Annotated in this window: 21 protein-coding genes; 20 read left to right on the forward strand and 1 reads right to left on the reverse strand. The window is 67.8% G+C overall.

Going from position 1 to position 21,568, the window contains the following annotated elements; translation table 11 throughout:
- The first annotated feature begins 92 nt into the window (after nucleotides 1–92).
- The 20 genes from OG254_RS33000 to OG254_RS33095 all read left to right on the forward strand — a co-directional run bounded on the left by OG254_RS33000 (nucleotide 93) and on the right by OG254_RS33095 (nucleotide 19,613).
- The gene (locus OG254_RS33000) at nucleotides 93–1,901 is read left to right on the forward strand and encodes a trypsin-like serine protease (protein ID WP_405589045.1); all 1,809 of its coding nucleotides are present in this window, start codon (nucleotides 93–95) and stop codon (nucleotides 1,899–1,901) included.
- Between the two features lie 209 nt (nucleotides 1,902–2,110).
- A complete protein-coding gene (locus OG254_RS33005; RefSeq protein WP_405589048.1) occupies nucleotides 2,111–3,247 on the forward strand; it encodes an LCP family protein in 1,137 nt (378 codons plus the stop codon).
- A 196-nt stretch (nucleotides 3,248–3,443) separates the two neighbouring features.
- Nucleotides 3,444–3,665, forward strand: a complete 222-nt coding sequence (gene rpmE, locus OG254_RS33010) for a 50S ribosomal protein L31 (protein ID WP_016438250.1) — start codon at nucleotides 3,444–3,446, stop codon at nucleotides 3,663–3,665.
- A gap of 105 nt (nucleotides 3,666–3,770) precedes the next feature.
- Nucleotides 3,771–4,847 (forward strand): peptide chain release factor 1, encoded by a 1,077-nt coding sequence (gene prfA, locus OG254_RS33015; RefSeq protein WP_351191965.1) that lies wholly within the window; start codon nucleotides 3,771–3,773, stop codon nucleotides 4,845–4,847.
- Nucleotides 4,848–4,936: 89 nt separating this feature from the next.
- Complete coding sequence (gene prmC / locus OG254_RS33020) at nucleotides 4,937–5,776, forward strand: peptide chain release factor N(5)-glutamine methyltransferase (RefSeq protein ID WP_405595311.1); 840 nt, start codon at nucleotides 4,937–4,939, stop codon at nucleotides 5,774–5,776.
- A gap of 61 nt (nucleotides 5,777–5,837) precedes the next feature.
- Nucleotides 5,838–6,485, forward strand: coding sequence for an L-threonylcarbamoyladenylate synthase (locus OG254_RS33025; RefSeq protein WP_147993744.1), 648 nt, complete (start codon nucleotides 5,838–5,840; stop codon nucleotides 6,483–6,485).
- Nucleotides 6,482–7,162 carry a protein-tyrosine-phosphatase gene (locus OG254_RS33030; protein ID WP_351191963.1) on the forward strand — a complete coding sequence of 227 codons (681 nt, stop codon included), beginning with the start codon at nucleotides 6,482–6,484 and terminating at the stop codon, nucleotides 7,160–7,162. The genes OG254_RS33025 and OG254_RS33030 overlap by 4 nt, the downstream gene beginning before the upstream one ends.
- Before the next feature lie 72 nt (nucleotides 7,163–7,234).
- Nucleotides 7,235–8,473 carry a serine hydroxymethyltransferase gene (gene glyA / locus OG254_RS33035; RefSeq protein WP_405589053.1) on the forward strand — a complete coding sequence of 413 codons (1,239 nt, stop codon included), beginning with the start codon at nucleotides 7,235–7,237 and terminating at the stop codon, nucleotides 8,471–8,473.
- Between the two features lie 140 nt (nucleotides 8,474–8,613).
- Nucleotides 8,614–9,981 (forward strand): MraY family glycosyltransferase, encoded by a 1,368-nt coding sequence (locus OG254_RS33040; protein ID WP_405589056.1) that lies wholly within the window; start codon nucleotides 8,614–8,616, stop codon nucleotides 9,979–9,981.
- A gap of 344 nt (nucleotides 9,982–10,325) precedes the next feature.
- A complete protein-coding gene (locus OG254_RS33045) occupies nucleotides 10,326–10,772 on the forward strand; it encodes a hypothetical protein (RefSeq protein WP_405589059.1) in 447 nt (148 codons plus the stop codon).
- Nucleotides 10,773–11,195: 423 nt separating this feature from the next.
- Nucleotides 11,196–11,642 carry a hypothetical protein gene (locus OG254_RS33050; protein ID WP_405589062.1) on the forward strand — a complete coding sequence of 149 codons (447 nt, stop codon included), beginning with the start codon at nucleotides 11,196–11,198 and terminating at the stop codon, nucleotides 11,640–11,642.
- A 225-nt stretch (nucleotides 11,643–11,867) separates the two neighbouring features.
- A complete protein-coding gene (atpB, locus tag OG254_RS33055; protein ID WP_330356236.1) occupies nucleotides 11,868–12,689 on the forward strand; it encodes a F0F1 ATP synthase subunit A in 822 nt (273 codons plus the stop codon).
- 73 nt (nucleotides 12,690–12,762) lie between these two features.
- Complete coding sequence (atpE, locus tag OG254_RS33060) at nucleotides 12,763–12,993, forward strand: ATP synthase F0 subunit C (RefSeq protein ID WP_024884520.1); 231 nt, start codon at nucleotides 12,763–12,765, stop codon at nucleotides 12,991–12,993.
- A gap of 42 nt (nucleotides 12,994–13,035) precedes the next feature.
- On the forward strand, nucleotides 13,036–13,581 hold the full coding sequence (locus OG254_RS33065) for a F0F1 ATP synthase subunit B (RefSeq protein WP_405589065.1): 546 nt from the start codon (nucleotides 13,036–13,038) through the stop codon (nucleotides 13,579–13,581).
- A complete protein-coding gene (locus tag OG254_RS33070) occupies nucleotides 13,578–14,393 on the forward strand; it encodes a F0F1 ATP synthase subunit delta (protein ID WP_405589068.1) in 816 nt (271 codons plus the stop codon). The genes OG254_RS33065 and OG254_RS33070 overlap by 4 nt, the downstream gene beginning before the upstream one ends.
- Nucleotides 14,394–14,533: 140 nt before the next feature.
- Nucleotides 14,534–16,123, forward strand: a complete 1,590-nt coding sequence (atpA, locus tag OG254_RS33075) for a F0F1 ATP synthase subunit alpha (RefSeq protein ID WP_405589070.1) — start codon at nucleotides 14,534–14,536, stop codon at nucleotides 16,121–16,123.
- Between the two features lie 21 nt (nucleotides 16,124–16,144).
- The gene (locus OG254_RS33080; RefSeq protein ID WP_405589073.1) at nucleotides 16,145–17,062 is read left to right on the forward strand and encodes a F0F1 ATP synthase subunit gamma; all 918 of its coding nucleotides are present in this window, start codon (nucleotides 16,145–16,147) and stop codon (nucleotides 17,060–17,062) included.
- Nucleotides 17,062–18,498 (forward strand): F0F1 ATP synthase subunit beta, encoded by a 1,437-nt coding sequence (gene atpD / locus OG254_RS33085; protein ID WP_405589076.1) that lies wholly within the window; start codon nucleotides 17,062–17,064, stop codon nucleotides 18,496–18,498. Before OG254_RS33080 ends, atpD begins: the two co-directional genes overlap by 1 nt.
- A gap of 131 nt (nucleotides 18,499–18,629) precedes the next feature.
- Nucleotides 18,630–19,004, forward strand: coding sequence for a F0F1 ATP synthase subunit epsilon (locus tag OG254_RS33090; protein ID WP_147993755.1), 375 nt, complete (start codon nucleotides 18,630–18,632; stop codon nucleotides 19,002–19,004).
- Nucleotides 19,005–19,166: 162 nt separating this feature from the next.
- Nucleotides 19,167–19,613: a DUF2550 domain-containing protein gene (locus tag OG254_RS33095; RefSeq protein WP_351191945.1), complete on the forward strand. Its 447-nt coding sequence runs from the start codon at nucleotides 19,167–19,169 to the stop codon at nucleotides 19,611–19,613.
- An 8-nt stretch (nucleotides 19,614–19,621) separates the two neighbouring features.
- On the opposite strand, the gene OG254_RS33100 is transcribed toward OG254_RS33095, so the two are convergent.
- Nucleotides 19,622–21,445 (reverse strand): glycosyl hydrolase family 18 protein, encoded by a 1,824-nt coding sequence (locus tag OG254_RS33100; protein ID WP_405589079.1) that lies wholly within the window; start codon nucleotides 21,443–21,445, stop codon nucleotides 19,622–19,624.
- Between the last annotated feature and the right edge of the window lie 123 nt (nucleotides 21,446–21,568).

The following is a 21,568-nucleotide window of genomic DNA, read 5'->3' on the forward strand; positions in this document are numbered from 1 at the left end:
TCAGACAGTGACGGGGAGCGGCCTTTTGGCGCTGAGAGGAACGGACGCATCTGTGCGTCCCTTCCGACTCAAGTGTCTCTGGGGGGACTTTCTTGACCACCACCACGTCCGGCAGCGGTCGTCACAGACGCCGGATCCGTTTCGGGCTGCCCGTCGCCGCCGCCGGCCTCGCCGCTGCCGTCGCCGCCGCGCTGCTCACCTCGTCCGCGGGGGCCGCGACCGCGCTGCCCAAGCCCACCGTGAAGCCCGCCACCAGTTCGGTCTCGCTCGCCGAGTTGGAGCGGCGCGTCGAGGGTGCCGTCGCGGGTGACGACACCGCGGGGGAGCCGGCGAAGAAGTCGTCGTACGGCGCGAGCACCAGCGGCTCCGCCGACGACTCGACCGTGAGCCCCATGGTCATCGGCGGCACCGACACCAGCATCACCTCGGCGCCCTGGATGGCGCAGCTCTGGTACTACGACGACCAGGGCACCGCCGACGAGGCCGACGACCTCGGCTTCTTCTGCGGCGGCGCCGTCGTCGCGCCGACGAAGATCCTCACCGCCGCGCACTGCGTCAAGGGCTACGACTGGTTCAACCACGGCGCCGTCGTCACCGGCACCGCTCAGCTGGCCTCCGACAGCATCCCGAGCGGCGCCACCGTCTCGGCGCCGTGGCGGCAGTGGAACCACCCGTCCTACAGCGCGGCGACGATCGACAACGACATCGCCGTCATCACCCTGGCCAATCCGGTCAAGGCGACGCCGATCCGCATGACGACGTCCGGCGACACCGCCTCGTACGCCGCCGGGACGAACGCCAAGGTCTACGGCTGGGGCCGCACCAGCTCCACCAGCCAGGACATCTCGCAGACGCTGAAGTCGGCGACGCTGCCGGTCCAGTCCGACACCACGTGCACGGGCTACTACGGCAGCGACTTCGTCAAGGGCCACATGGTCTGCGCGGGCAAGCCGGCCACCGGCAGCGACACCGGGACCGTCTCCGCCTGCAACGGCGACTCCGGCGGCCCGCTCGTCGTGAACGGCCGTATCGCCGGTGTCGTCTCCTGGGGCGTGCAGGACTGCGTCGCCCAGGGCGCGTACAGCGTGTTCGCCAAGGTCACCTCCTACGTCGGTGCCGCCTACCCGCGGATCGAGGACACCAACATCAGCGGTGACCACCGGGCCGACATGTGGCTGCGCAACGCCTCCACCAAGACCGGATACTCGAAGGACTCCAACGGCACCACGTTCGCCGCGCGCGAGTCCTGGGGCGACTGGAGCGGCGTGAACGTCGTCCTGCAGACCGACCTCGACCGGGACGGCTACCAGGACCTGGTGTTCCGGCGCAGCTCCGACGGGGCCATGTTCTGGGCGCACTTCGTGCCGTCCACCGAGACCTGGGCGACCAAGACGCTCTTCAGCAACTGGAAGACCCGTACCCGCATCGTGGCACCGGGTGACGTCACCGGCGACTACCGGCCCGACCTGCTGTCGGTCGACTCCGCCGGCGCCCTGTGGATCTACCCGGGCAACGGCAACGGCACCTTCGCCACCCCGGTGAAGTCCGGCACGGGCTTCAACAGCTACAACTCCCTGCGCGGCCACGGCGACTTCACCGGCGACGGCAAGGCCGACCTGATCGCGCGCAGCTCCTCCGGCGGCTACATCTACCTGTTCAAGGGCACCGGCAAGGCCGGCACCGGCGCGTTCGCCACCCGCGTCAAGGTGCGCACCTGGTCCACCTACACCGGCTTCGACGCCGTCGGTGACGTCACCGGCGACGGCAAGGCCGACTTCCTGGCCCGCAACTCCTCCGGCACGCTCTATCTGTACCCGGGCACCGGAAAGGCCACAAGCGAGATCTTTGCCACACCGAAGTCCGTCGGCACCGATTTCAAGCAGTACGACATCTTCGGCTGAAAGCGCAGGTGAGACCGGCATACCCGGTATCGCCGACCACGGACTGTGCCCATCACCTCACAGGTGGTGGGCACAGTCCGTTATGCAACCCTGTCCCGGGTTTCCCCGTCTGACCGGACGGGGTGACGATGGTGCGGTAAGGGCCATTTGGGCCATGCCTGACCCTGAAAGCAGGGGGTAACCGACCGGGACGACAAGCGAGGAGCACAGTGTCCGCCGAGAGCACGCCGGAGCCCGGCATACCGGGTGAGTCCGGCACCAACGGCCGGCGCCAAAGCGCCAAGGGCCGCCGCCGCAAGCCGCGCGACAAGCGCAAGGGGCTGCGGATCATGGCCTGGACGGCCGCCGGGATCGTGGTCCTGGGCGGCGCCGGAGCCGGGTACCTCTACTTCAAGCTCAACGGCAACCTCAAGAGCGTCGACATCGACCAGGCCCTCGGCACCGACCGGCCGCAGAAGGTCGACAACGGCTCGGAGAACATCCTCGTCCTCGGCTCGGACACCCGCTCCGGCGGCAACAAGGAGCTCGGCGGCGGCGCCGACGACGGCAGCGCCCGCTCGGACACGGCGATGATCCTGCACGTCTACGAGGGCCACAAGAAGGCCAGCGTGGTCTCGATCCCGCGCGACACCCTCATCGACCGCCCCGAGTGCACCGACACCGACGGCAACACGCACGACGCGGCGTCCGGCGTGATGTTCAACGAGTCGTACTCCACGGGCGGTGCCGCCTGCACGGTGAAGACCGTCGAGTCCGTCACCGGCATCCGCATGGACCACTACCTGGAGGTCGACTTCTCCGGCTTCCAGAAGCTCATCGACGAGCTCGGCGGTGTCGAGGTCACCACCACCAAGGACATCAAGGACCCCGACAGCCACCTCGATCTCAAGGCCGGCACGCATCAGCTCAACGGCAAGCAGGCCCTCGGCCTGGTCCGCACCCGGCACGGCGTCGGCGACGGCTCCGACCTCGGCCGCATCCAGCTCCAGCAGGCCTTCATCAAGGCGCTGATCGACCAGATGAAGGACATCAACCTCTTCGGCAACCCCAAGAGGCTGTTCGACCTGGCCGACACCGCCACCAAGACGGTGACGACGGACTCCGACCTGGGCTCGGTCAACCGGCTCATGTCCTTCGCAGGCGGCCTCAAGGGCATCAGCTCCAAGAACATGTCCATGGTCACGATGCCGGTCCAGTACGACCCGGCGGACCCGAACCGGGTCATCGTGGCCGAGGCGAAGGCGAAGCTGGTGTGGAAGGCCTTGAAGGCCGACAAGCCGATCCCGAAGGCGGCGACCGAAGGCACGGCGAAGGGCGATGCCAACGGTGTGGTGAGCGCCCCTTAAGGGGCGCGGGGCTGTATCGGTTTGCGGCTCCGCCGCGCGGGCGCGACAAGCCCCCACCGGCCCGCGGGGAACAAATAACGGCAACCCCCGGTTTGGGGGGATGGCCCCAGTCCTGGCAGACTGGTACGTCGGCTCCGGTTCACGCTCCCGTATCCCGCGGCAGCGACCCGGCGCCCTCCCGAAACTAGGAGACACCTTGAAGCGCGACATCCACCCCGAGTACGTCGAGACGCAGGTCAGCTGCACCTGTGGCGCCTCGTTCACCACCCGTAGCACGATCTCCAGCGGCACCGTCCGTGCCGAGGTCTGTTCCGAGTGCCACCCGTTCTACACGGGCAAGCAGAAGATCCTCGACACCGGTGGCCGTGTGGCCCGCTTCGAGGCCCGCTTCGGCAAGGCCGCCGGCTCCAAGAAGTAGCGAGCCCCCATTCGCCGGTCCACGGCCGCGCCCTACCTCAGGCGCGCCGGGACCGGCGTTTTTGGTCGCCCGCCCTTCACATACGTATTCACACAGGAGCCCAAGATGTTCGAGGCCGTCGAGGAACTGGTCACTGAGCACGCCGACCTGGAGACGAAGCTCGCCGATCCGTCGGTGCACTCCGACCAGGCGAACGCGCGCAAGCTCAACAAGCGCTACGCCGAGCTCACCCCGATCGTCGCCACGTACCGCTCCTGGAAGCAGACCGGCGACGACATCGAGACCGCACGCGAACTCGCCGCCGACGACCCGGACTTCGCGGCCGAGGTCAAGGAGCTGGACAAGCAGCGCGACGAGCTGACCGAGAAGCTGCGCCTCCTGCTCGTCCCGCGCGACCCGAGTGACGACAAGGACGTCATTCTGGAGATCAAGGCCGGGGCGGGCGGGGACGAGTCCGCGCTGTTCGCGGGTGACCTGCTGCGTATGTACCTGCGCTATGCCGAGCGCATCGGCTGGAAGACCGAGATCATCGACTCGACCGAGTCCGAGCTCGGCGGCTACAAGGACGTCCAGGTCGCGGTGAAGACCAAGGGCGGGAACGGCGCGACCGAGCCCGGGCAGGGCGTCTGGGCCCGGATGAAGTACGAGGGTGGCGTGCACCGGGTGCAGCGCGTCCCGGCGACCGAGTCCCAGGGCCGTATCCACACCTCCGCGGCCGGTGTGCTGGTCACGCCCGAGGCCGAGGAGATCGAGGTCGAGATCAACCCGAACGACCTCCGCATCGACGTGTACCGGTCGTCAGGGCCGGGTGGTCAGTCCGTCAACACCACCGATTCCGCCGTGCGCATCACGCACATTCCGACCGGAGTCGTCGCTTCCTGCCAGAACGAGAAGAGCCAGCTTCAGAACAAGGAGCAGGCGATGCGTATCCTGCGCTCCAGGCTGCTCGCCGCGGCGCAGGAGGAGGCCGAGAAGGAAGCCGCCGACGCCCGCCGCAGCCAGGTCCGCACCGTCGACCGCTCCGAGAAGATCCGTACGTACAACTTCCCGGAGAATCGCATCTCGGACCACCGCGTCGGCTTCAAGGCGTACAACCTGGACCAGGTCCTGGACGGTGAACTCGACGCGGTGATCCAGGCCTGCGTCGACGCGGACTCGGCGGCGAAGCTGGCGGCTGCGTAAGGGCGTACGGGACGTACGCACGTACGAGTACGACACGGAGGACTTGCGTGCAGCAATTCATCGGGGGGCGGACCCCAAGCCCCCGCAGCGTGCTGCTCGCGGAGGTGGCACAGGCCACCCAGCGGCTGGCGGACGCCGGCGTGCCCTCGCCGCGCAACGACGCGGAGGAGCTCGCCGCGTTCGTGCACGGCGTGAAGCGGGGCGAGCTGCACTCCGTGAAGGACGCGGACTTCGACGCCCGCTACTGGGAGGTCATCGCCCGCCGTGAGCAGCGCGAGCCGCTCCAGCACATCACCGGGCGGGCGTACTTCCGCTATCTCGAACTCCAAGTCGGGCCGGGCGTGTTCGTGCCCCGGCCGGAGACGGAGTCGGTGGTCGGCTGGGCCATAGACGCGGTGCGGGCGATGGACGTCGTCGAGCCCTGCATCGTCGACCTGTGCACCGGCACGGGCGCCATCGCGCTGGCCCTCGCCCAGGAGGTCCCGCGCTCGCGCGTGCACGCCGTGGAGCTGTCCGAGGACGCCCTGATGTGGACACGGAAGAACGTCGAGGGGTCCAGGGTCGACCTGCGGCAGGGCAACGCCCTGGACGCGTTCCCCGACCTCGACGGCCAGGTGGACCTGGTCATCTCCAACCCGCCCTACATCCCGCTGACCGAGTGGGAGTACGTCGCTCCGGAGGCGCGGGACTACGATCCCGAACTCGCCCTGTTCTCGGGGGAGGACGGCCTCGACCTCATCCGCGGCCTGGAGCGCACCGCACACCGTCTCCTGCGCCCCGGTGGCGTCGTCGTCATCGAGCACGCCGACACCCAGGGCGGCCAGGTGCCGTGGATCTTCACCGAGGAGCGGGGCTGGGCCGACGCGGCCGACCACCCCGACCTCAACAACCGCCCCCGGTTCGCGACCGCCCGCAAGGCGTTGCCGTGACCGCCCCCCAGACCCTTTCCCGGAAGCACGTGTACTTCGTGTACGAGGAGGCCCGCTAGATATGGCACGGCGATACGACACCAATGACGCGACCGACCGCACGACCGGTCTGCGTGAGGCCGCGTCCGCCGTCCGCCGTGGCGAGCTCGTGGTCCTTCCGACCGACACGGTGTACGGCATCGGCGCCGACGCGTTCTCCAAGGAGGCCGTGGGCGATCTGCTGGAGGCCAAGGGCCGGGGCCGCAACATGCCCACCCCTGTCCTGATCGGGTCCCCGAACACGCTCCACGGTCTCGTCACCGACTTCTCCGAGCTGGCCTGGGAGCTGGTCGACGCCTTCTGGCCGGGCGCGCTGACGCTGGTCGCCAAGCACCAGCCGTCCCTCCAGTGGGACCTGGGCGACACCCGGGGCACGGTTGCCGTGCGCATGCCACTGCACCCGGTCGCCATCGAGCTGCTGACGGAGTTCGGCCCGATGGCCGTGTCGTCGGCGAACCTCACCGGTCACCCCGCGCCGGAGGACTGCGACTCCGCGCAGGAGATGCTCGGCGACTCGGTCTCGGTCTACCTGGACGGCGGTCCGACCCCCGGCAACGTCCCCTCCTCGATCGTCGACGTCACCCGTGAGGTCCCCCTCCTTCTGCGGGCCGGTGCCCTCACCGCGGAGGATCTGCGGAAGGTCGTCCCCGACCTCGAGGTGGCGAATTGACAGCCCCTAAGGCGGGGCGTGGCATAGGCAACGGGGAAAGCGCGGCGGAGATCACGACGACCTTCGTGGGACTCCCGCGCGACAGCTTCCGCATCCTCCACGTCAGCACCGGAAACGTCTGCCGCTCGCCGATCACCGAGCGGCTGACCCGTCATTTCGTGACGCAGCGGCTCGGCGTGCTGGGCGGCTCGCTGATCGTGGAGAGCGCGGGGACCTGGGGCCATGAGGGCGCCTCCATGGAATCCAACGCGGAGACGGTCCTCGCCGACTTCGGCGCGGACGCCTCCGGCTTCGTCGGCCGCGAGCTCCTCGACGAGCACGTCATCATGGCCGACCTGGTCCTCACGGCCACCCGCGACCACCGCGCCCAGGTCATCTCCATGGGCCACTCGGCGGGCCTGCGCACCTTCACCCTGAAGGAGTTCACCCGCCTGGTCCGCGCCATAGACCCCGCGACGCTCCCTCCTCTGGAGGAGGGCGTGGTCCTGCGCGCACGCGCCCTGGTCCGCGCGGCGGCGGCTCTACGCGGGTGGCTTCTGGCACCGACGGCCGAGGCGGACGAGGTGTACGACCCGTACGGGGCACCGCTGACGTTCTTCCGGTCGGTGGGGGACGAGATACACGAGGCGCTGGATCCGGTCGTCACCGCGATCACCGGAGTACCCGCAAGGACCTGACAACCGGGCGCCCCCGGGGAGCCGGGCCTACATTGGACGTACGTCACCGTCGACGCACGCCCGGAGCCCATCATGTCGGTCAGCCCTACCCTCGAGGCCGATGTCCTGCGCCGTCAGGACCCACAGCTCGCCGACATCCTGCTCGGGGAGCTCGACCGGCAGTCGACGACGCTCCAGCTCATCGCCGCGGAGAACTTCACGTCGCCGGCCGTGCTGGCGGCCCTCGGATCGGCGCTGGCCAACAAGTACGCCGAGGGATACCCGGGCGCCCGGTACCACGGCGGGTGCGAGATGGTCGACGTCGCCGAGCGGCTCGCCGTGGAGCGGGCCAGGGCGCTGTTCGGGGCCGACCACGCCAACGTGCAGTCCCACTCGGGCTCTTCGGCCGTCCTCGCCGCCTACGCCGCGCTGCTGCGGCCCGGCGACACCGTCCTCGCACTCGGGCTGCCGTACGGCGGACACCTCACGCACGGCTCGCCGGCCAACTTCTCGGGCCGCTGGTTCGACTTCGTCGGCTACGGGGTGGACGCCGAGACCGGGCTCATCGACTACGACCAGGTGCGCACGCTGGCCCGCAATCACCGGCCCAAGGCCGTCGTGTGCGGGTCCATCGCCTATCCGCGCCACATCGACTACGCCGTCTTCCGTGACATCGCCGACGAGGTGGGCGCGTATCTCATCGCCGACGCCGCCCACCCCATGGGGCTCGTCGCCGGGGGAGCGGCGCCCAGTCCGGTGCCGTACGCCGATGTGGTGTGTGCCACCACACACAAGGTGCTGCGCGGGCCCCGCGGCGGGATGATCCTGTGCGGCTCGGACCTCGCCGAGCGCGTCGATCGCGCCGTTTTCCCCTTCACCCAGGGCGGCGCCCAGATGCACACCATCGCCGCCAAGGCCGTCGCCTTCGGGGAGGCGGCAACGCCGGCGTTCGCCGTGTACGCCCATCAGGTGGTCGCCAACGCGCGGACCCTGGCGGCCGGCCTCGCCGAGGAGGGGCTCGTCGTCACCACGGGCGGGACCGACACCCACCTCATCACCGCCGACCCGGCGCCGCTCGGCGTCGACGGCCGCGATGCGCGCGGCCGGCTCGCGGCGGCCGGGATGGTGCTGGACTGCTGCGCGCTGCCGCACGGCGACGCCCGCGGCCTGCGCCTGGGCACCGCGGCCGTCACGACCCAGGGCATGGGGGAGGAGGAGATGGCGTGGCTCGCCGCGCTGCTGGCGAGCGTGCTGAGGGGCGGGACCGAAACGCAGAAGGCCCGTGAAGAAGTGCGGGAGCTCACAGGTAGATTTCCGCCGTATCCGAGCTGAGGCGGGGTAGACGCACCTGCGCACACAGCCACACGTGCAACCATCGTCGCTACCCGGAAGTCCCCACACATATGCGTCGCGTATGCGTACGTCGCTAGGGTGTGGGGCTGAGATGGCCAGCGAGACTTGTGGGGAAGCCCGTGCGTGAATACCTCCTGACGCTCTGCATCACGGCCGCGGTGACGTACCTGCTGACAGGGCCGGTACGTAAGTTCGCGATCGTGGCCGGAGCCATGCCGGAGATCCGGGCACGCGACGTGCACCGCGAACCCACTCCGCGGCTCGGCGGTATCGCGATGTTCTTCGGCCTGTGCGCCGGCCTGCTGGTCGCCGACCACCTGACCAACCTCAGTACGGTCTTCGAGAAGTCCAACGAACCGCGGGCGCTGCTCTCCGGAGCGGCGCTCATCTGGCTGATCGGCGTCCTGGACGACAAGTTCGAGATCGACGCCCTGATCAAGCTGGGCGGCCAGATGATCGCCGCCGGCGTCATGGTCATGCAGGGTCTGACGATCCTGTGGCTGCCCATCCCCAGCGTCGGCAATGTCGCGCTGACCCAGTGGCAGGGCACCCTGCTCACCGTCGCCCTGGTCGTCATCACCATCAACGCGGTCAACTTCGTCGACGGCCTGGACGGCCTCGCCGCCGGCATGGTCTGCATCGCGTCGGCCGCGTTCTTCCTCTACGCCTACCGCGTCTGGGTGTCGTACGGCATCGAGGCCGCTGCCCCGGCCACCCTGTTCTCCGCGATCCTGATGGGCATGTGCCTCGGCTTCCTGCCGCACAACATGCATCCCGCGCGGATCTTCATGGGCGACTCCGGCTCGATGCTGATCGGCCTGGTCCTCGCCGCGGGTGCCATCTCCATCACCGGTCAGGTCGACCCGGACGCGCTGAAACTGTTCGCCGGCTCCGAGAAGGCGGCCGTGCACCAGACGGTGCCGGTCTACATCCCGCTGCTGCTGCCGCTGACGATCATCGCGATCCCGGCCGCCGACCTGGTGCTGGCGATCGTGCGCCGCACCTGGCGCGGCCAGTCGCCGTTCGCCGCGGACCGCGGTCACCTCCACCACCGGCTGCTGGAGATCGGCCACTCCCACAGCCGCGCGGTGATGATCATGTACTTCTGGTCGGCGCTGATCGCCTTCGGTGCGCTCGCCTACTCCGTGAACTCGGCGTCCATGTGGATCGTGCTGAGCGTGGTGTTCCTCAGCGCGATCGGCCTGGCCCTGCTGCTGCTCCCGCGCTTCACGCCGCGTGCCCCGAGGTGGGCGCAGCACTTCGTGCCGCCGCGTTACCGCCGCGGCGGGACCGTCGCCGAGCCCGCGGCCACGACGCCGCAGTCCGGCTCCACCAAGCCAACTGCCGAGACCGACGATCGCTACCCGGCCGAAGATGAGCCGCGCACACCGGTCGCCACCGGGGTTTCGGGCGTCAGCGGAGCGACCGCCATCGGCGCCCGTTCACGCCTCGTGGACCGGCGAAAGACGGGCAGTACTCAAGTCTGAACAGTGCTCAGGGCGGTTGTCGCGTCACAGCGGCAACCGCCTCTTTTGCTTACCAGGATCCGCGCTTGACCGAGAAGTGAGGTCACGGCAGGAAGGACCCCGGTGCCGCCTCGGCTCGTCTCCGCGGCTCGTCTCCGCGGAATCTCTCATTCAGATCGGTCGAATCGTTGGCAAGTAGACATAGTGCATCCGGCTCGCAGCCCGTGAAAGCGGAAATGCAAATGATCACTGCCTGAGTGTTCAGCCACGGCCATCCAGACGAAGAGGGCCTATCTGACTAAAAGGGGCACTGGTCGAGCGCTCTCGAGTGCTAGAAATTCCACGACCAAACAGATGGCGCGGCCATGACAGTGGTCCGCCTTTCATCCAGAATCGGGGAAGGCATGCGAAAGCTTGCCCAGTTCGCTGCTGCGACCGTGGCACTGGCTGTGACGTTGCCCTTGACGGCCGGTGAGGCCTTGGCGGCCGAGCAAGGGGTTGAAGCGCTGGCGACCGGTAGCTTCAGCATTCACACGCGGCCGACGGAGAAGACTGAGTCGGATCAGAAGTTCACTAAGAGGGGGACAGGCAAGGTCAAGTGCACCCTCACCTACAAGGAGTACAACAACGGGATCGGCGTGCGACTGATCACGTGCGGCGGCGACTGGAGGTCCCTGACGGAGTGGATTGACTTCAAGAAGGACATGGGGGACTACTACACCTTCGACAAGAAGGTGAAGGACGGGCAGTGCTTCCGCATCCAGGCCGGGCGTTCATGGGCCAAGGACATAAAGGGCAAGGTCAAGTACTGATCACCGCGGCTTGACCGGAGCTGTCTTGGGCCGGCAGTCACGCGTTGCGTGGCTGCCGGTTTCATGTCTGTGACCCTCCCGTGCACGGAGGGTCTCAAGATCGGTATGCCCACATCGTGCGTGGGGTCAAGGTAAGAATCTGACTAGAGCATTGCCAAGTCATGGGGGAACGAAGCATCCCAATACCAGACAAGTGGGTTGCGATTCTGCACAGACGCGCACTGTCACTCTCATGTGTGACACCGGGCACACCCGCCAGGTAAAGACCTCATCAAATAGTTTGTGATACGGTTCACGAGAACCCGGGACAGAGCCGAAGGACCGAAAGTGCGACGGTCCACCGGCGTGAGGTTCTCTCTCAGCCCGGGGCTACGCTCGTCCATGACGACACCCTGCCCCCACCGTGAAAGCGGAGTTGCCGCCATGCCGTCCAATGACGCCCGGATCCTGCTTCAGGCAGCCGTGCCCACAGCCGTCGCCGGCGCTGTTGCAGCCGTCGTCAGTGGGGTGGTCGCCGGTGGCAAGGGAGCGATCGGGGCGGTCGTCGCGACGCTGGTCGTGATCCTGTTCATGGGGCTCGGTCTCTACGTACTTCAGCGCACTGCCAAATCGCTTCCGCATCTGTTCCAGGCAATGGGCCTGATGCTGTACGCGGCGCAGATCCTGCTGCTGTTCATCTTCATGGCCGCGTTCAAGAACACGACGTTGTTCAACCCGCGGGTCTTCGCGTTCACTCTGCTCGGCACCACCCTCGTGTGGATCGCCATGCAGGCGCGTGCCCACATGAAGGCCAAGATCCTCTACGTCGAACCCGATTCGGACACCTCCTCTAAGGACGGCAAGTCCGAAAAGACGGGGCACTCGTCGTGAGAGGTAGGGGCGGGATAAAGGCGCTCGAGAAGTCCTGCTATCGTCCGGTGCCAACTGCGGCATCGCGGGCGCGGGCATCTGAGCTGACGCCTGCTCAATCGCGAGGCGAGATGCCCCCCAGCCGCCCCCACATCCGTAACACCAGTCCCGTGCCGAACCGCGGCTGCGCGCCGCGCCGACACAACGAGGTTGCCGTACCTATGCGCCACGCTGAAGGAGCCCGCGGTGAGTGCTGACCCGACGCAGGTGCTCGCCTTCGAGACCGACTGCCACATCTTCGACGGCTGTGGCTTCCCGGCTCCCGGCCTGCACTCGTTCCTGTTCGAGCCCCTCTGGGGCGACGGAACCAGCAACGTGTACTTCGACAAGACGATGTTGCTGGCGCTGCTCGGCTCCGTCGTCATCATCGGCTTCTTCTGGGCGGCCTTCCGTAAGCCGCAAGTCGTCCCGGGCAAGCTGCAGATGGTGGCCGAGGCCGGCTACGACTTTGTCCGGCGCGGGATCGTCTACGAGACGATCGGCAAGAAGGAAGGCGAGAAGTACGTACCGCTGATCGTCTCGCTGTTCTTCTTCGTCTGGATGATGAATCTCTGGTCGATCATCCCGGTCGCCCAGTTCCCGGTCACAGCGATCATCTCGTACCCGGTAGGCCTGGCGCTGATCGTCTACGTTCTGTGGGTCTCGCTGACCTTCAAGCGTCACGGTTTCGTTGGTGCCTTCAAGAACTTCACCGGCTACGACAAGTCGCTCGGCCCGGTCCTGCCGCTGGCCATGCTGATCGAGTTCTTCTCGAACCTGCTCGTCCGGCCGTTCACGCACGCGGTGCGACTCTTCGCGAACATGTTCGCCGGTCACACGCTGCTGCTCCTCTTCACGATCGCCAGCTGGTACCTGCTGAACGGCATCGGGATCGCCTATGCGGGTGTCTCGTTCATCATGGTCATCGTCATGACGGCCTTCGAGCTGTTCATCCAGGCCTTGCAGGCGTACGTCTTCGTGCTTCTGACCTGCACCTTCATTCAGGGCGCGCTCGCCGAGCACCACTGAGTGCCCGCCCCTCACCCCCGCAGACGTCCGGTGGCCAACCCCCACCGGTCCGTACAGAAAAGGAAGAACTGGCATGTCCCAGACCCTTGCCGCTGTTTCCGGCTCGCTCGGCTCCATCGGCTACGGCCTTGCTGCCATCGGTCCCGGCGTCGGCGTCGGCATCATCTTCGGTAACGGCACCCAGGCCCTGGCCCGTCAGCCCGAAGCTGCCGGCTTGATCCGCGCCAACCAGATCCTCGGCTTCGCCTTCTGTGAGGCGCTCGCCCTCATCGGTCTGGTCATGCCGTTCGTCTACGGCAAGTGATCTGCGGATCCACGACCAGCCGACTAGACGAAAGGCACTGATATGAGCCAGCTGCTCATTCTGGCGGTCGAGGAGTCGGAGAACCCCCTCGTCCCGCCGATCCCCGAGCTCGTCATCGGCCTCCTCGCCTTCGTCATCGTCTTCGGCTTCCTCGCCAAGAAGCTCCTCCCGAACATCAACAAGGTTCTGGAAGAGCGCCGCGAGGCCATCGAGGGCGGTATCGAGAAGGCCGAGGCCGCCCAGACCGAGGCCCAGAGCGTTCTGGAGCAGTACAAGGCCCAGCTCGCCGAGGCCCGGCACGAGGCCGCGCGGCTGCGCCAGGAGGCGCAGGAGCAGGGCGCCACGCTCATCGCCGAGATGCGCGCGGAAGGCCAGCGGCAGCGCGAGGAGATCGTCGCCGCCGGTCACGCCCAGATCGAGGCCGACCGCAAGGCCGCGTCGTCCGTGCTTCGCCAGGACGTCGGCAAGCTCGCCACCGACTTGGCCGGCAAGCTCGTCGGCGAGTCCCTCGAGGACCACGCCCGGCAGAGCCGCGTCATCGACCGCTTCCTCGACGAGCTCGAGGAGAAGGCCGAGGCGGGACGATGAACGGAGCGAGCCGCGAGGCCCTGGCAGCCGCACGCGAGCGACTCGACGCGCTGACGGACAACACGTCCGCCGACGCCGGACGGCTCGCCGAAGAGCTGGCCGCCGTCACCGCGCTGCTCGACCGCGAGGTGTCGCTGCGTCGGGTCCTCACCGACCCGGCGCAGGCCGGCGAGGCCAAGGCCGACCTGGCCCAGCGCCTACTCGGCAGCCAGGTCGGCGGCGAGGCCACCGACCTGCTGGCCGGCATGGTGCGCTCCCGCTGGTCGCAGTCCCGCGACCTGGTGGACGCGCTGGAGGAGCTGGCTGACACCGCCGACCTCACCGCCGCGCAGAAGGCGGGCACGCTCGACGACGTCGAGGACGAGCTGTTCCGGTTCGGCCGGATCGTCTCCTCGAACACCGGACTGCGTGCCGCGCTGACCGACCGTGCCGCCACCACCTCGGCCAAGAGCGAGCTGCTGCGCAGCCTGCTCGGCGGTCGGGCCAAGGCGACCACCGAGCGTCTGGTGACGCGCCTTGTGACCGCGCCGCGTGGACGTAGCCTGGAGTCGGGACTGGAGTCCCTGTCCAAGCTCGCCGCCGAGCGCCGGGACCGCATGGTGGCCGTGGTCACCTCGGCAGTGCCGCTGAGTGACGGGCAGAGGCAGCGCCTGGGCGCCGCCCTCGCCAAGCTCTACGGCCGCCGGATGCACCTCAACCTCGACGTGGACCCCGAGGTCGTCGGCGGCATGCGGGTACAGGTCGGCGACGAGGTCATCAACGGCTCCCTCGCGGACCGCATCGAGGACGCCGGCCGCCGACTGGCGGGCTAGCAGCAACTTCACAAGCAAGAGCAGTACGTACTTACGACGGCCCATGTTGGGCCGTGCAGAGGATTCACCTCTTTTATGGGGGGAGTCCCCATCCCCCCAAAGTGAAACTTCGGGCCCAACAAGGAGAGCAGGGAACCCAGATGGCGGAGCTCACGATCCGGCCGGAGGAGATCCGGGACGCGCTGGAGAACTTCGTCCAGTCGTACAAGCCGGACGCGGCCTCGCGCGAGGAGGTCGGTACGGTCACCCTTGCCGGCGACGGCATCGCGAAGGTCGAGGGCCTCCCCTCGGCCATGGCCAACGAACTGCTGAAGTTCGAGGACGGCACCCTCGGCCTCGCCCTCAACCTCGAGGAGCGCGAGATCGGTGCCATCGTCCTCGGTGAGTTCAGCGGCATCGAGGAGGGTCAGCCGGTGCAGCGCACCGGTGAGGTTCTCTCCGTGGCCGTCGGCGAGGGCTACCTCGGCCGCGTCGTCGACCCGCTCGGCAACCCGATCGACGGCCTCGGCGAGATCGAGACCAGCGGACGTCGTGCCCTGGAGCTGCAGGCTCCGGGCGTCATGGTGCGCAAGTCGGTGCACGAGCCGATGGAGACCGGCTACAAGGCCGTCGACGCGATGACCCCGATCGGCCGTGGTCAGCGTCAGCTGATCATCGGCGACCGTCAGACCGGCAAGACCGCGCTGGCCGTCGACACGATCATCAACCAGCGTGACAACTGGCGCACCGGCGACCCGAACAAGCAGGTCCGCTGCATCTACGTCGCCATCGGCCAGAAGGGCTCGACGATCGCGTCGGTCCGCGGTGCGCTGGAGGAGAACGGCGCGCTGGAGTACACGACCATCGTCGCCGCCCCGGCGTCCGACCCGGCCGGCTTCAAGTACCTGGCGCCGTACACCGGTTCGGCCATCGGCCAGCAGTGGATGTACGAGGGCAAGCACGTCCTCATCATCTTCGACGACCTCTCGAAGCAGGCCGACGCCTACCGCGCCGTGTCCCTGCTGCTGCGCCGCCCGCCGGGCCGTGAGGCCTACCCGGGTGACGTCTTCTACCTGCACTCCCGTCTGCTGGAGCGCTGCGCGAAGCTCTCCGACGAGATGGGCAAGGGCTCGATGACGGGTCTGCCGATCGTCGAGACCAAGGCCAACGACGTCTCGGCGTTCATCCCGACCAACGTCATCTCCATCACCGACGGCCAGTGCTTCCTGGAGTCGGACCTGTTCAACGCCGGTCAGCGCCCCGCGCTGAACGTCGGTATCTCCGTCTCCCGAGTCGGTGGTTCCGCGCAGCACAAGGCGATGAAGCAGGTTTCCGGCCGTCTGCGCGTCGACCTCGCCCAGTTCCGTGAGCTGGAGGCGTTCGCCGCCTTCGGTTCCGACCTGGACGCCGCGTCGAAGGCGCAGCTGGAGCGCGGTCAGCGCATGGTCGAGCTGCTGAAGCAGGCCCAGTACGAGCCGATGTCCACCGAGGACCAGGTCGTCTCCGTCTGGGCCGGCACCACCGGCAAGATGGACGACGTGCCGGTCGCCGACATCCGCCGCTTCGAGAAGGAGCTCCTGGAGTACCTGCACCGCAAGGAGCAGGGCCTCATGACCTCCATCAAGGAGGGCGGCAAGATGTCGGACGACACCCTCACCGCCATCGCCGACGCCATCGCGGAGTTCAAGAAGCAGTTCGAGACCGCGGACGGCAAGCTTCTCGGCGAGGACGCCCCGGCCGCGGCCAAGTGACGTAAGGAAGGGACCTGACTCATGGGAGCCCAGCTCCGGGTCTACAAGCGTCGCATCCGATCCGTCACCGCGACCAAGAAGATCACCAAGGCGATGGAGATGATCGCCGCCTCGCGCGTCGTCAAGGCGCAGCGCAAGGTGGCGGCCTCCACGCCGTACGCGACCGAGCTCACCCGCGCGGTCACGGCGGTCGGCACCGGATCGAACACCAAGCACCCGCTGACCACGCAGGCCGAGACGGTCACGCGGTCCGCGGTGCTGCTCCTCACGAGCGACCGTGGCCTCGCCGGCGCCTTCAACTCCAACGCCATCAAGGCGGCGGAGCAGCTGACCGCGCGCTTGGAGCGCGAGGGCAAGGAGGTCGACGTCTTCATCGTCGGCCGCCGTGGTGTGGCGCACTACAACTTCCGTGAGCGCAAGATCGCGGAGTCGTGGAGCGGTTTCACCGACGAGCCCACGTACGCGGACGCCAAGAAGGTCGCGGCCCCGCTGATCGAGGCCATCGAGAAGGACACGGCGGAGGGCGGCGTGGACGAACTCCACATCGTCTACACCGAGTTCGTCTCGATGATGACGCAGCAGGCGCTGGACGCCCAGCTCCTGCCGCTCAGCCTCGAAGAGGTCGCGCAGGAGGCGCCCAGCAAGGGCGAGATCCTCCCGCTGTACGACTTCGAGCCCTCGGCGGAGGACGTCCTCGACGCCCTGCTGCCGCGGTACGTCGAGAGCCGTATCTACAACGCGCTGCTTCAGTCGGCGGCTTCGAAGCACGCTGCCACGCGGCGCGCGATGAAGTCGGCCACCGACAACGCGGGCGAGCTGATCAACACGCTCTCCCGTCTTGCCAACGCGGCCCGCCAGGCCGAAATCACCCAGGAAATCAGCGAGATCGTCGGTGGCTCCAGTGCCCTGGCCGACGCGACCGCGGGGAGTGACCGCTAATGACCACCACTGTTGAGACCGCGACGGCCACGGGCCGCGTCGCCCGGGTCATCGGCCCGGTCGTCGACGTGGAGTTCCCCGTCGACGCGATGCCGGAGATCTACAACGCCCTCCACGTCGAGGTCGCCGACCCGGCCGAGGACGGCAAGAAGAAGACGCTGACCCTGGAGGTCGCCCAGCACCTGGGTGACGGCCTGGTCCGCACGATCTCGATGCAGCCCACCGACGGTCTGGTCCGCCAGGCCGCGGTCACCGACACCGGCACGGGCATCACCGTCCCGGTCGGCGACTTCACCAAGGGCAAGGTGTTCAACACCCTCGGTGAGGTGCTGAACGTCGACGAGACCTACGACGGCGAGCGCTGGTCCATCCACCGCAAGGCCCCGCGCTTCGACGAGCTCGAGTCGAAGACCGAGATGTTCGAGACCGGCGTCAAGGTCATCGACCTTCTCACCCCGTACGTCAAGGGTGGAAAGATCGGTCTGTTCGGCGGTGCCGGCGTCGGCAAGACGGTGCTCATCCAGGAGATGATCTACCGCGTCGCCAACAACCACGACGGTGTCTCCGTGTTCGCCGGTGTCGGTGAGCGCACCCGTGAGGGCAACGACCTCATCGAGGAGATGTCGGAGTCCGGCGTCATCGACAAGACGGCGCTTGTCTTCGGTCAGATGGACGAGCCCCCGGGCACCCGTCTGCGCGTGGCCCTTGCCGGTCTGACCATGGCGGAGTACTTCCGCGATGTGCAGAAGCAGGACGTGCTGTTCTTCATCGACAACATCTTCCGCTTCACGCAGGCCGGTTCCGAGGTCTCGACCCTGCTCGGCCGTATGCCCTCCGCGGTGGGTTACCAGCCGAACCTGGCCGACGAGATGGGTCTCCTCCAGGAGCGCATCACCTCGACCCGTGGTCACTCGATCACCTCGATGCAGGCGATCTACGTCCCCGCGGACGACCTGACCGACCCGGCCCCGGCCACCACCTTCGCCCACCTCGACGCGACGACGGTTCTGTCCCGTCCGATCTCCGAGAAGGGCATCTACCCGGCCGTGGACCCGCTGGACTCCACGTCCCGGATCCTGGACCCGCGCTACATCGCGCAGGACCACTACAACACCGCCATGCGTGTCAAGGGGATCCTCCAGAAGTACAAGGACCTCCAGGACATCATCGCGATCCTCGGTATCGACGAGCTCAGCGAGGAGGACAAGCTGGTCGTCCAGCGTGCCCGCCGCGTCGAGCGCTTCCTGTCCCAGAACACGCACGTCGCCAAGCAGTTCACCGGTGTGGACGGCTCCGACGTGCCGCTGGACGAGTCGATCACCGCGTTCAACGCGATCTGCGACGGTGAGTTCGACCACTTCCCGGAGCAGGCGTTCTTCATGTGCGGTGGTCTTGAGGACCTCAAGAAGAACGCGAAGGAACTGGGCGTCTCCTGACGCACCGGTGCTTGTGAGCCATTGAGCTCTTGACGAGGGGGCGGGGGTTCGTCCCGCCCCCTCTTCCACGCCTACTAGACTTGTAACCAACACCCGGCAGAACCAGCCGGGTGGTGACCCGAGGAGCCACCTTGGCTGCTGAGCTGCACGTCGCGCTGGTCGCCGCCGACCGTGAGGTCTGGTCGGGCCAGGCCACCCTGGTCGTCGCGCGCACCACGTCCGGCGACATCGGCGTCATGCCCGGTCACCAGCCGCTGCTCGGTGTGCTGGAGTCGGGCCCGGTGACCATCCGTATGAGTGATGGCGGCACCGTCATCGCCGCCGTGCACGGCGGTTTCATCTCGTTCGCGGATGACAAGCTGTCGCTGCTGGCCGAGATCGCCGAGCTGTCGGACGAGATCGATGTCCAGCGCGCGGAGCGGGCACTCGAGCGCGCGAAGGGGGCGGACGACGCCTCCGCCGAGCGCCGCGCGGAGGTCCGCCTGCGGGCGGCGACGGCGCGCTGACCCATGGGGTTACCTCCCGGGCCCTTTAGGCTCTGGGGGAGCGCACGCGATGACGTCACTCAGCCGCGGCTGGGACCGGAGCAATCCGGTGCCGGTCGCGGCTGAGGCAGATATGGAAGTTTTTTCCGTTCCGTTACCTAGGAGACGAGGAGGTCGGTGCCGATGGTCCTCGCTCTGACTGTGTGCGGAATCGTCGTCGCCCTTGTGGTGCTGGGGTTGTTCGTCTTCGGCCTGCGCCGCAGACTCATCCAGCGCTCGGGCGGCACTTTCGACTGTTCCCTGCGCTGGGACGTCTCCGAGAAACCCGACACCAGCGGCAAGGGCTGGAGCTACGGCGTCGCCCGCTACAACGGCGACCGCATCGAGTGGTACCGCGTCTTCTCCTACGCCTACCGCCCCCGCCGCATCCTGGAGCGCTCCGCGATCGAGGTGGCCGGCCGTCGCGTCCCCGACGGCGAGGAGGAGCTGGCGCTGCTCTCCGACGCGGTGATCCTCACCTGTCTGCACCGGGGCACGCGTCTCGAACTCGCCATGAGCGAAGACGCGCTGACCGGATTTCTCGCGTGGCTGGAAGCAGCCCCGCCCGGTCAGCGCGTCAATGTTGCTTAACGGGCTTGCTACAGCCCGTTGTTGATGGCGGTCACCAGCTCACCGTTGCTGGTGTCGCCGCTGAACTCCCAGAAGAACGCGCCGCCCAGACCCTGGTTCTTGGCCCACGACATCTTCCCGGCGATCGTCGACGGGGTGTCGTACGACCACCAGTTGTTGCCGCAGTAGGCGTACGCGGTGCCGGCGATGGTGCCGTTCGCCGGGCAGGAGTTCTTCAGGACCTTGTAGTCCTCGATGCCGGCCTCGTAGGTGCCGGGAGCCGCGCCGGTCGCCGTGCCGCCGGGGGCGGCCTGGGTGACGCCGGTCCAGCCGCGGCCGTAGAAGCCGATGCCGAGGAGCAGCTTGGCGGACGGTACGCCCTTGGACTTCAGCTTGGCGATCGCGTCGGCCGAGTTGAAGCCCGCCTGCGGGATACCGGCGTACGAGGTGAGCGGCGAGTGCGGGGCGGTCGGGCCCTGCGCGTTGAAGGCGCCGAAGTAGTCGTACGTCATCACGTTGTACCAGTCGAGGTACTGCGAGGCGCCGCCGTAGTCGGCCGCGTCGATCTTGCCGCCGGAGGAGCCGTCGGCGGTGATGGCCGCGGTGACCAGGTAGTTCGATCCGAACTCCGTGCGCAGTGCCGACATCAGGTTCTTGAAGGCGGCGGGGCCGGAGGTGTCGCAGGTCAGGCCACAGGCGTTGGGGTACTCCCAGTCGATGTCGATGCCGTCGAAGACATCGGCCCAGCGCGGGTCCTCCACGACGGACTTGCAGGACTTGGCGAACGCGGCCGCGTTGGCCGCGGCCTGGCCGAAGCCGCCGGAGTAGGTCCAGCCGCCGAAGGAGTACAGCACCTTGATGTGCGGGTACTTGGCCTTCAGCTGGCGCAGCTGGTTGAAGTTGCCGCGCAGCGGCTGGTCCCACGTGTCGGCGGCGCCGCTGACGGACTGGTCGGCGGTGTAGGCCTTGTCGTAGGCGGCGTAGGTGTCGTCGACGGTGCACTGACCGTTCTTGACGTTGCCGAACGCGTAGTTGATGTGGGTGATCTTCGAGGCGGAGCCCGAGGTCACCAGGTTCTTGACGTGGTAGTTGCGGCCGTAGACGCCCCACTCGGTGAAGTAGCCGAGCTTGACCTTGTCGCCGGTGGGCGGCGGGTCGGTGGTGCCGCCGGTGGTGTGCACCGCGCGGGCGCCGCTGACCGGGCCGGTCTGGTCGGCGGTGTCGCGGGCCTGGACCGTGTAGGAGTAGTCGGTGCCGGCGGTCAGGCCGGTGTCGGAGTACGACGTGGTCGTGACGGTCGCGACCTTGGCGCCGTCGCGCAGGACGTCGTAGTTCTTGATGCCCTTGTCGTCGGTGGCGGCGCTCCAGGACAGCTTCACCGAGGTGTTGGTGATGTCGGAGGCGGCGGGAGTGCCGGGAGCGCTCGGGGCGCTGTCGCCGGGTTCGGTGGTGCCGCCGTCACAACTGCCGCCGTTTAGCTTGCAGTTGGCGGGGGAGCCGGAGCCGGCGCCGTTGAAGCCGAAGGAGACGGTGGCGCCGGGGGCGAGGGTGCCGTTCCAGGACTTGTTCTTGGCGGTCCAGTGGGTGCCGGAGGAGGTGACGTCGGCGTCCCAGGCGGAGGTGACGGAGGTGCCGGAGGGGAAGTCCCACTCCACGGTCCAGGAGCTGAGGGATGTGGTGCCGGTGTTCTTCACCGTCCACTTGCCCTCGAAGCCGGAGCCCCAGTCCTGGGTCTTGGCATAGGTGGCGGTGGCGGATGTCGCGGCTTCGGCCGGGCTCGCGAGGCCGACCAGACCGGCCAGCGGGAGCAGCAGGGTCGCGAACCCCGCCACGGCTCTGTGTCTGAAGCGCATGCTGCGCCTCCTTGTTGTGGAGTCAGGGGGCATGACTGAGCCTCACGCCCACTCATGGTGGGGTGAGAATAGAAAGGTCTGGACCACCGGTCAATAGGTCTGGACCAGTTGACCTTTCGCCCC

The sequence above is a fragment of the Streptomyces sp. NBC_01092 genome (genome assembly GCF_045039535.1).
Lineage (GTDB): Bacteria > Actinomycetota > Actinomycetes > Streptomycetales > Streptomycetaceae > Streptomyces.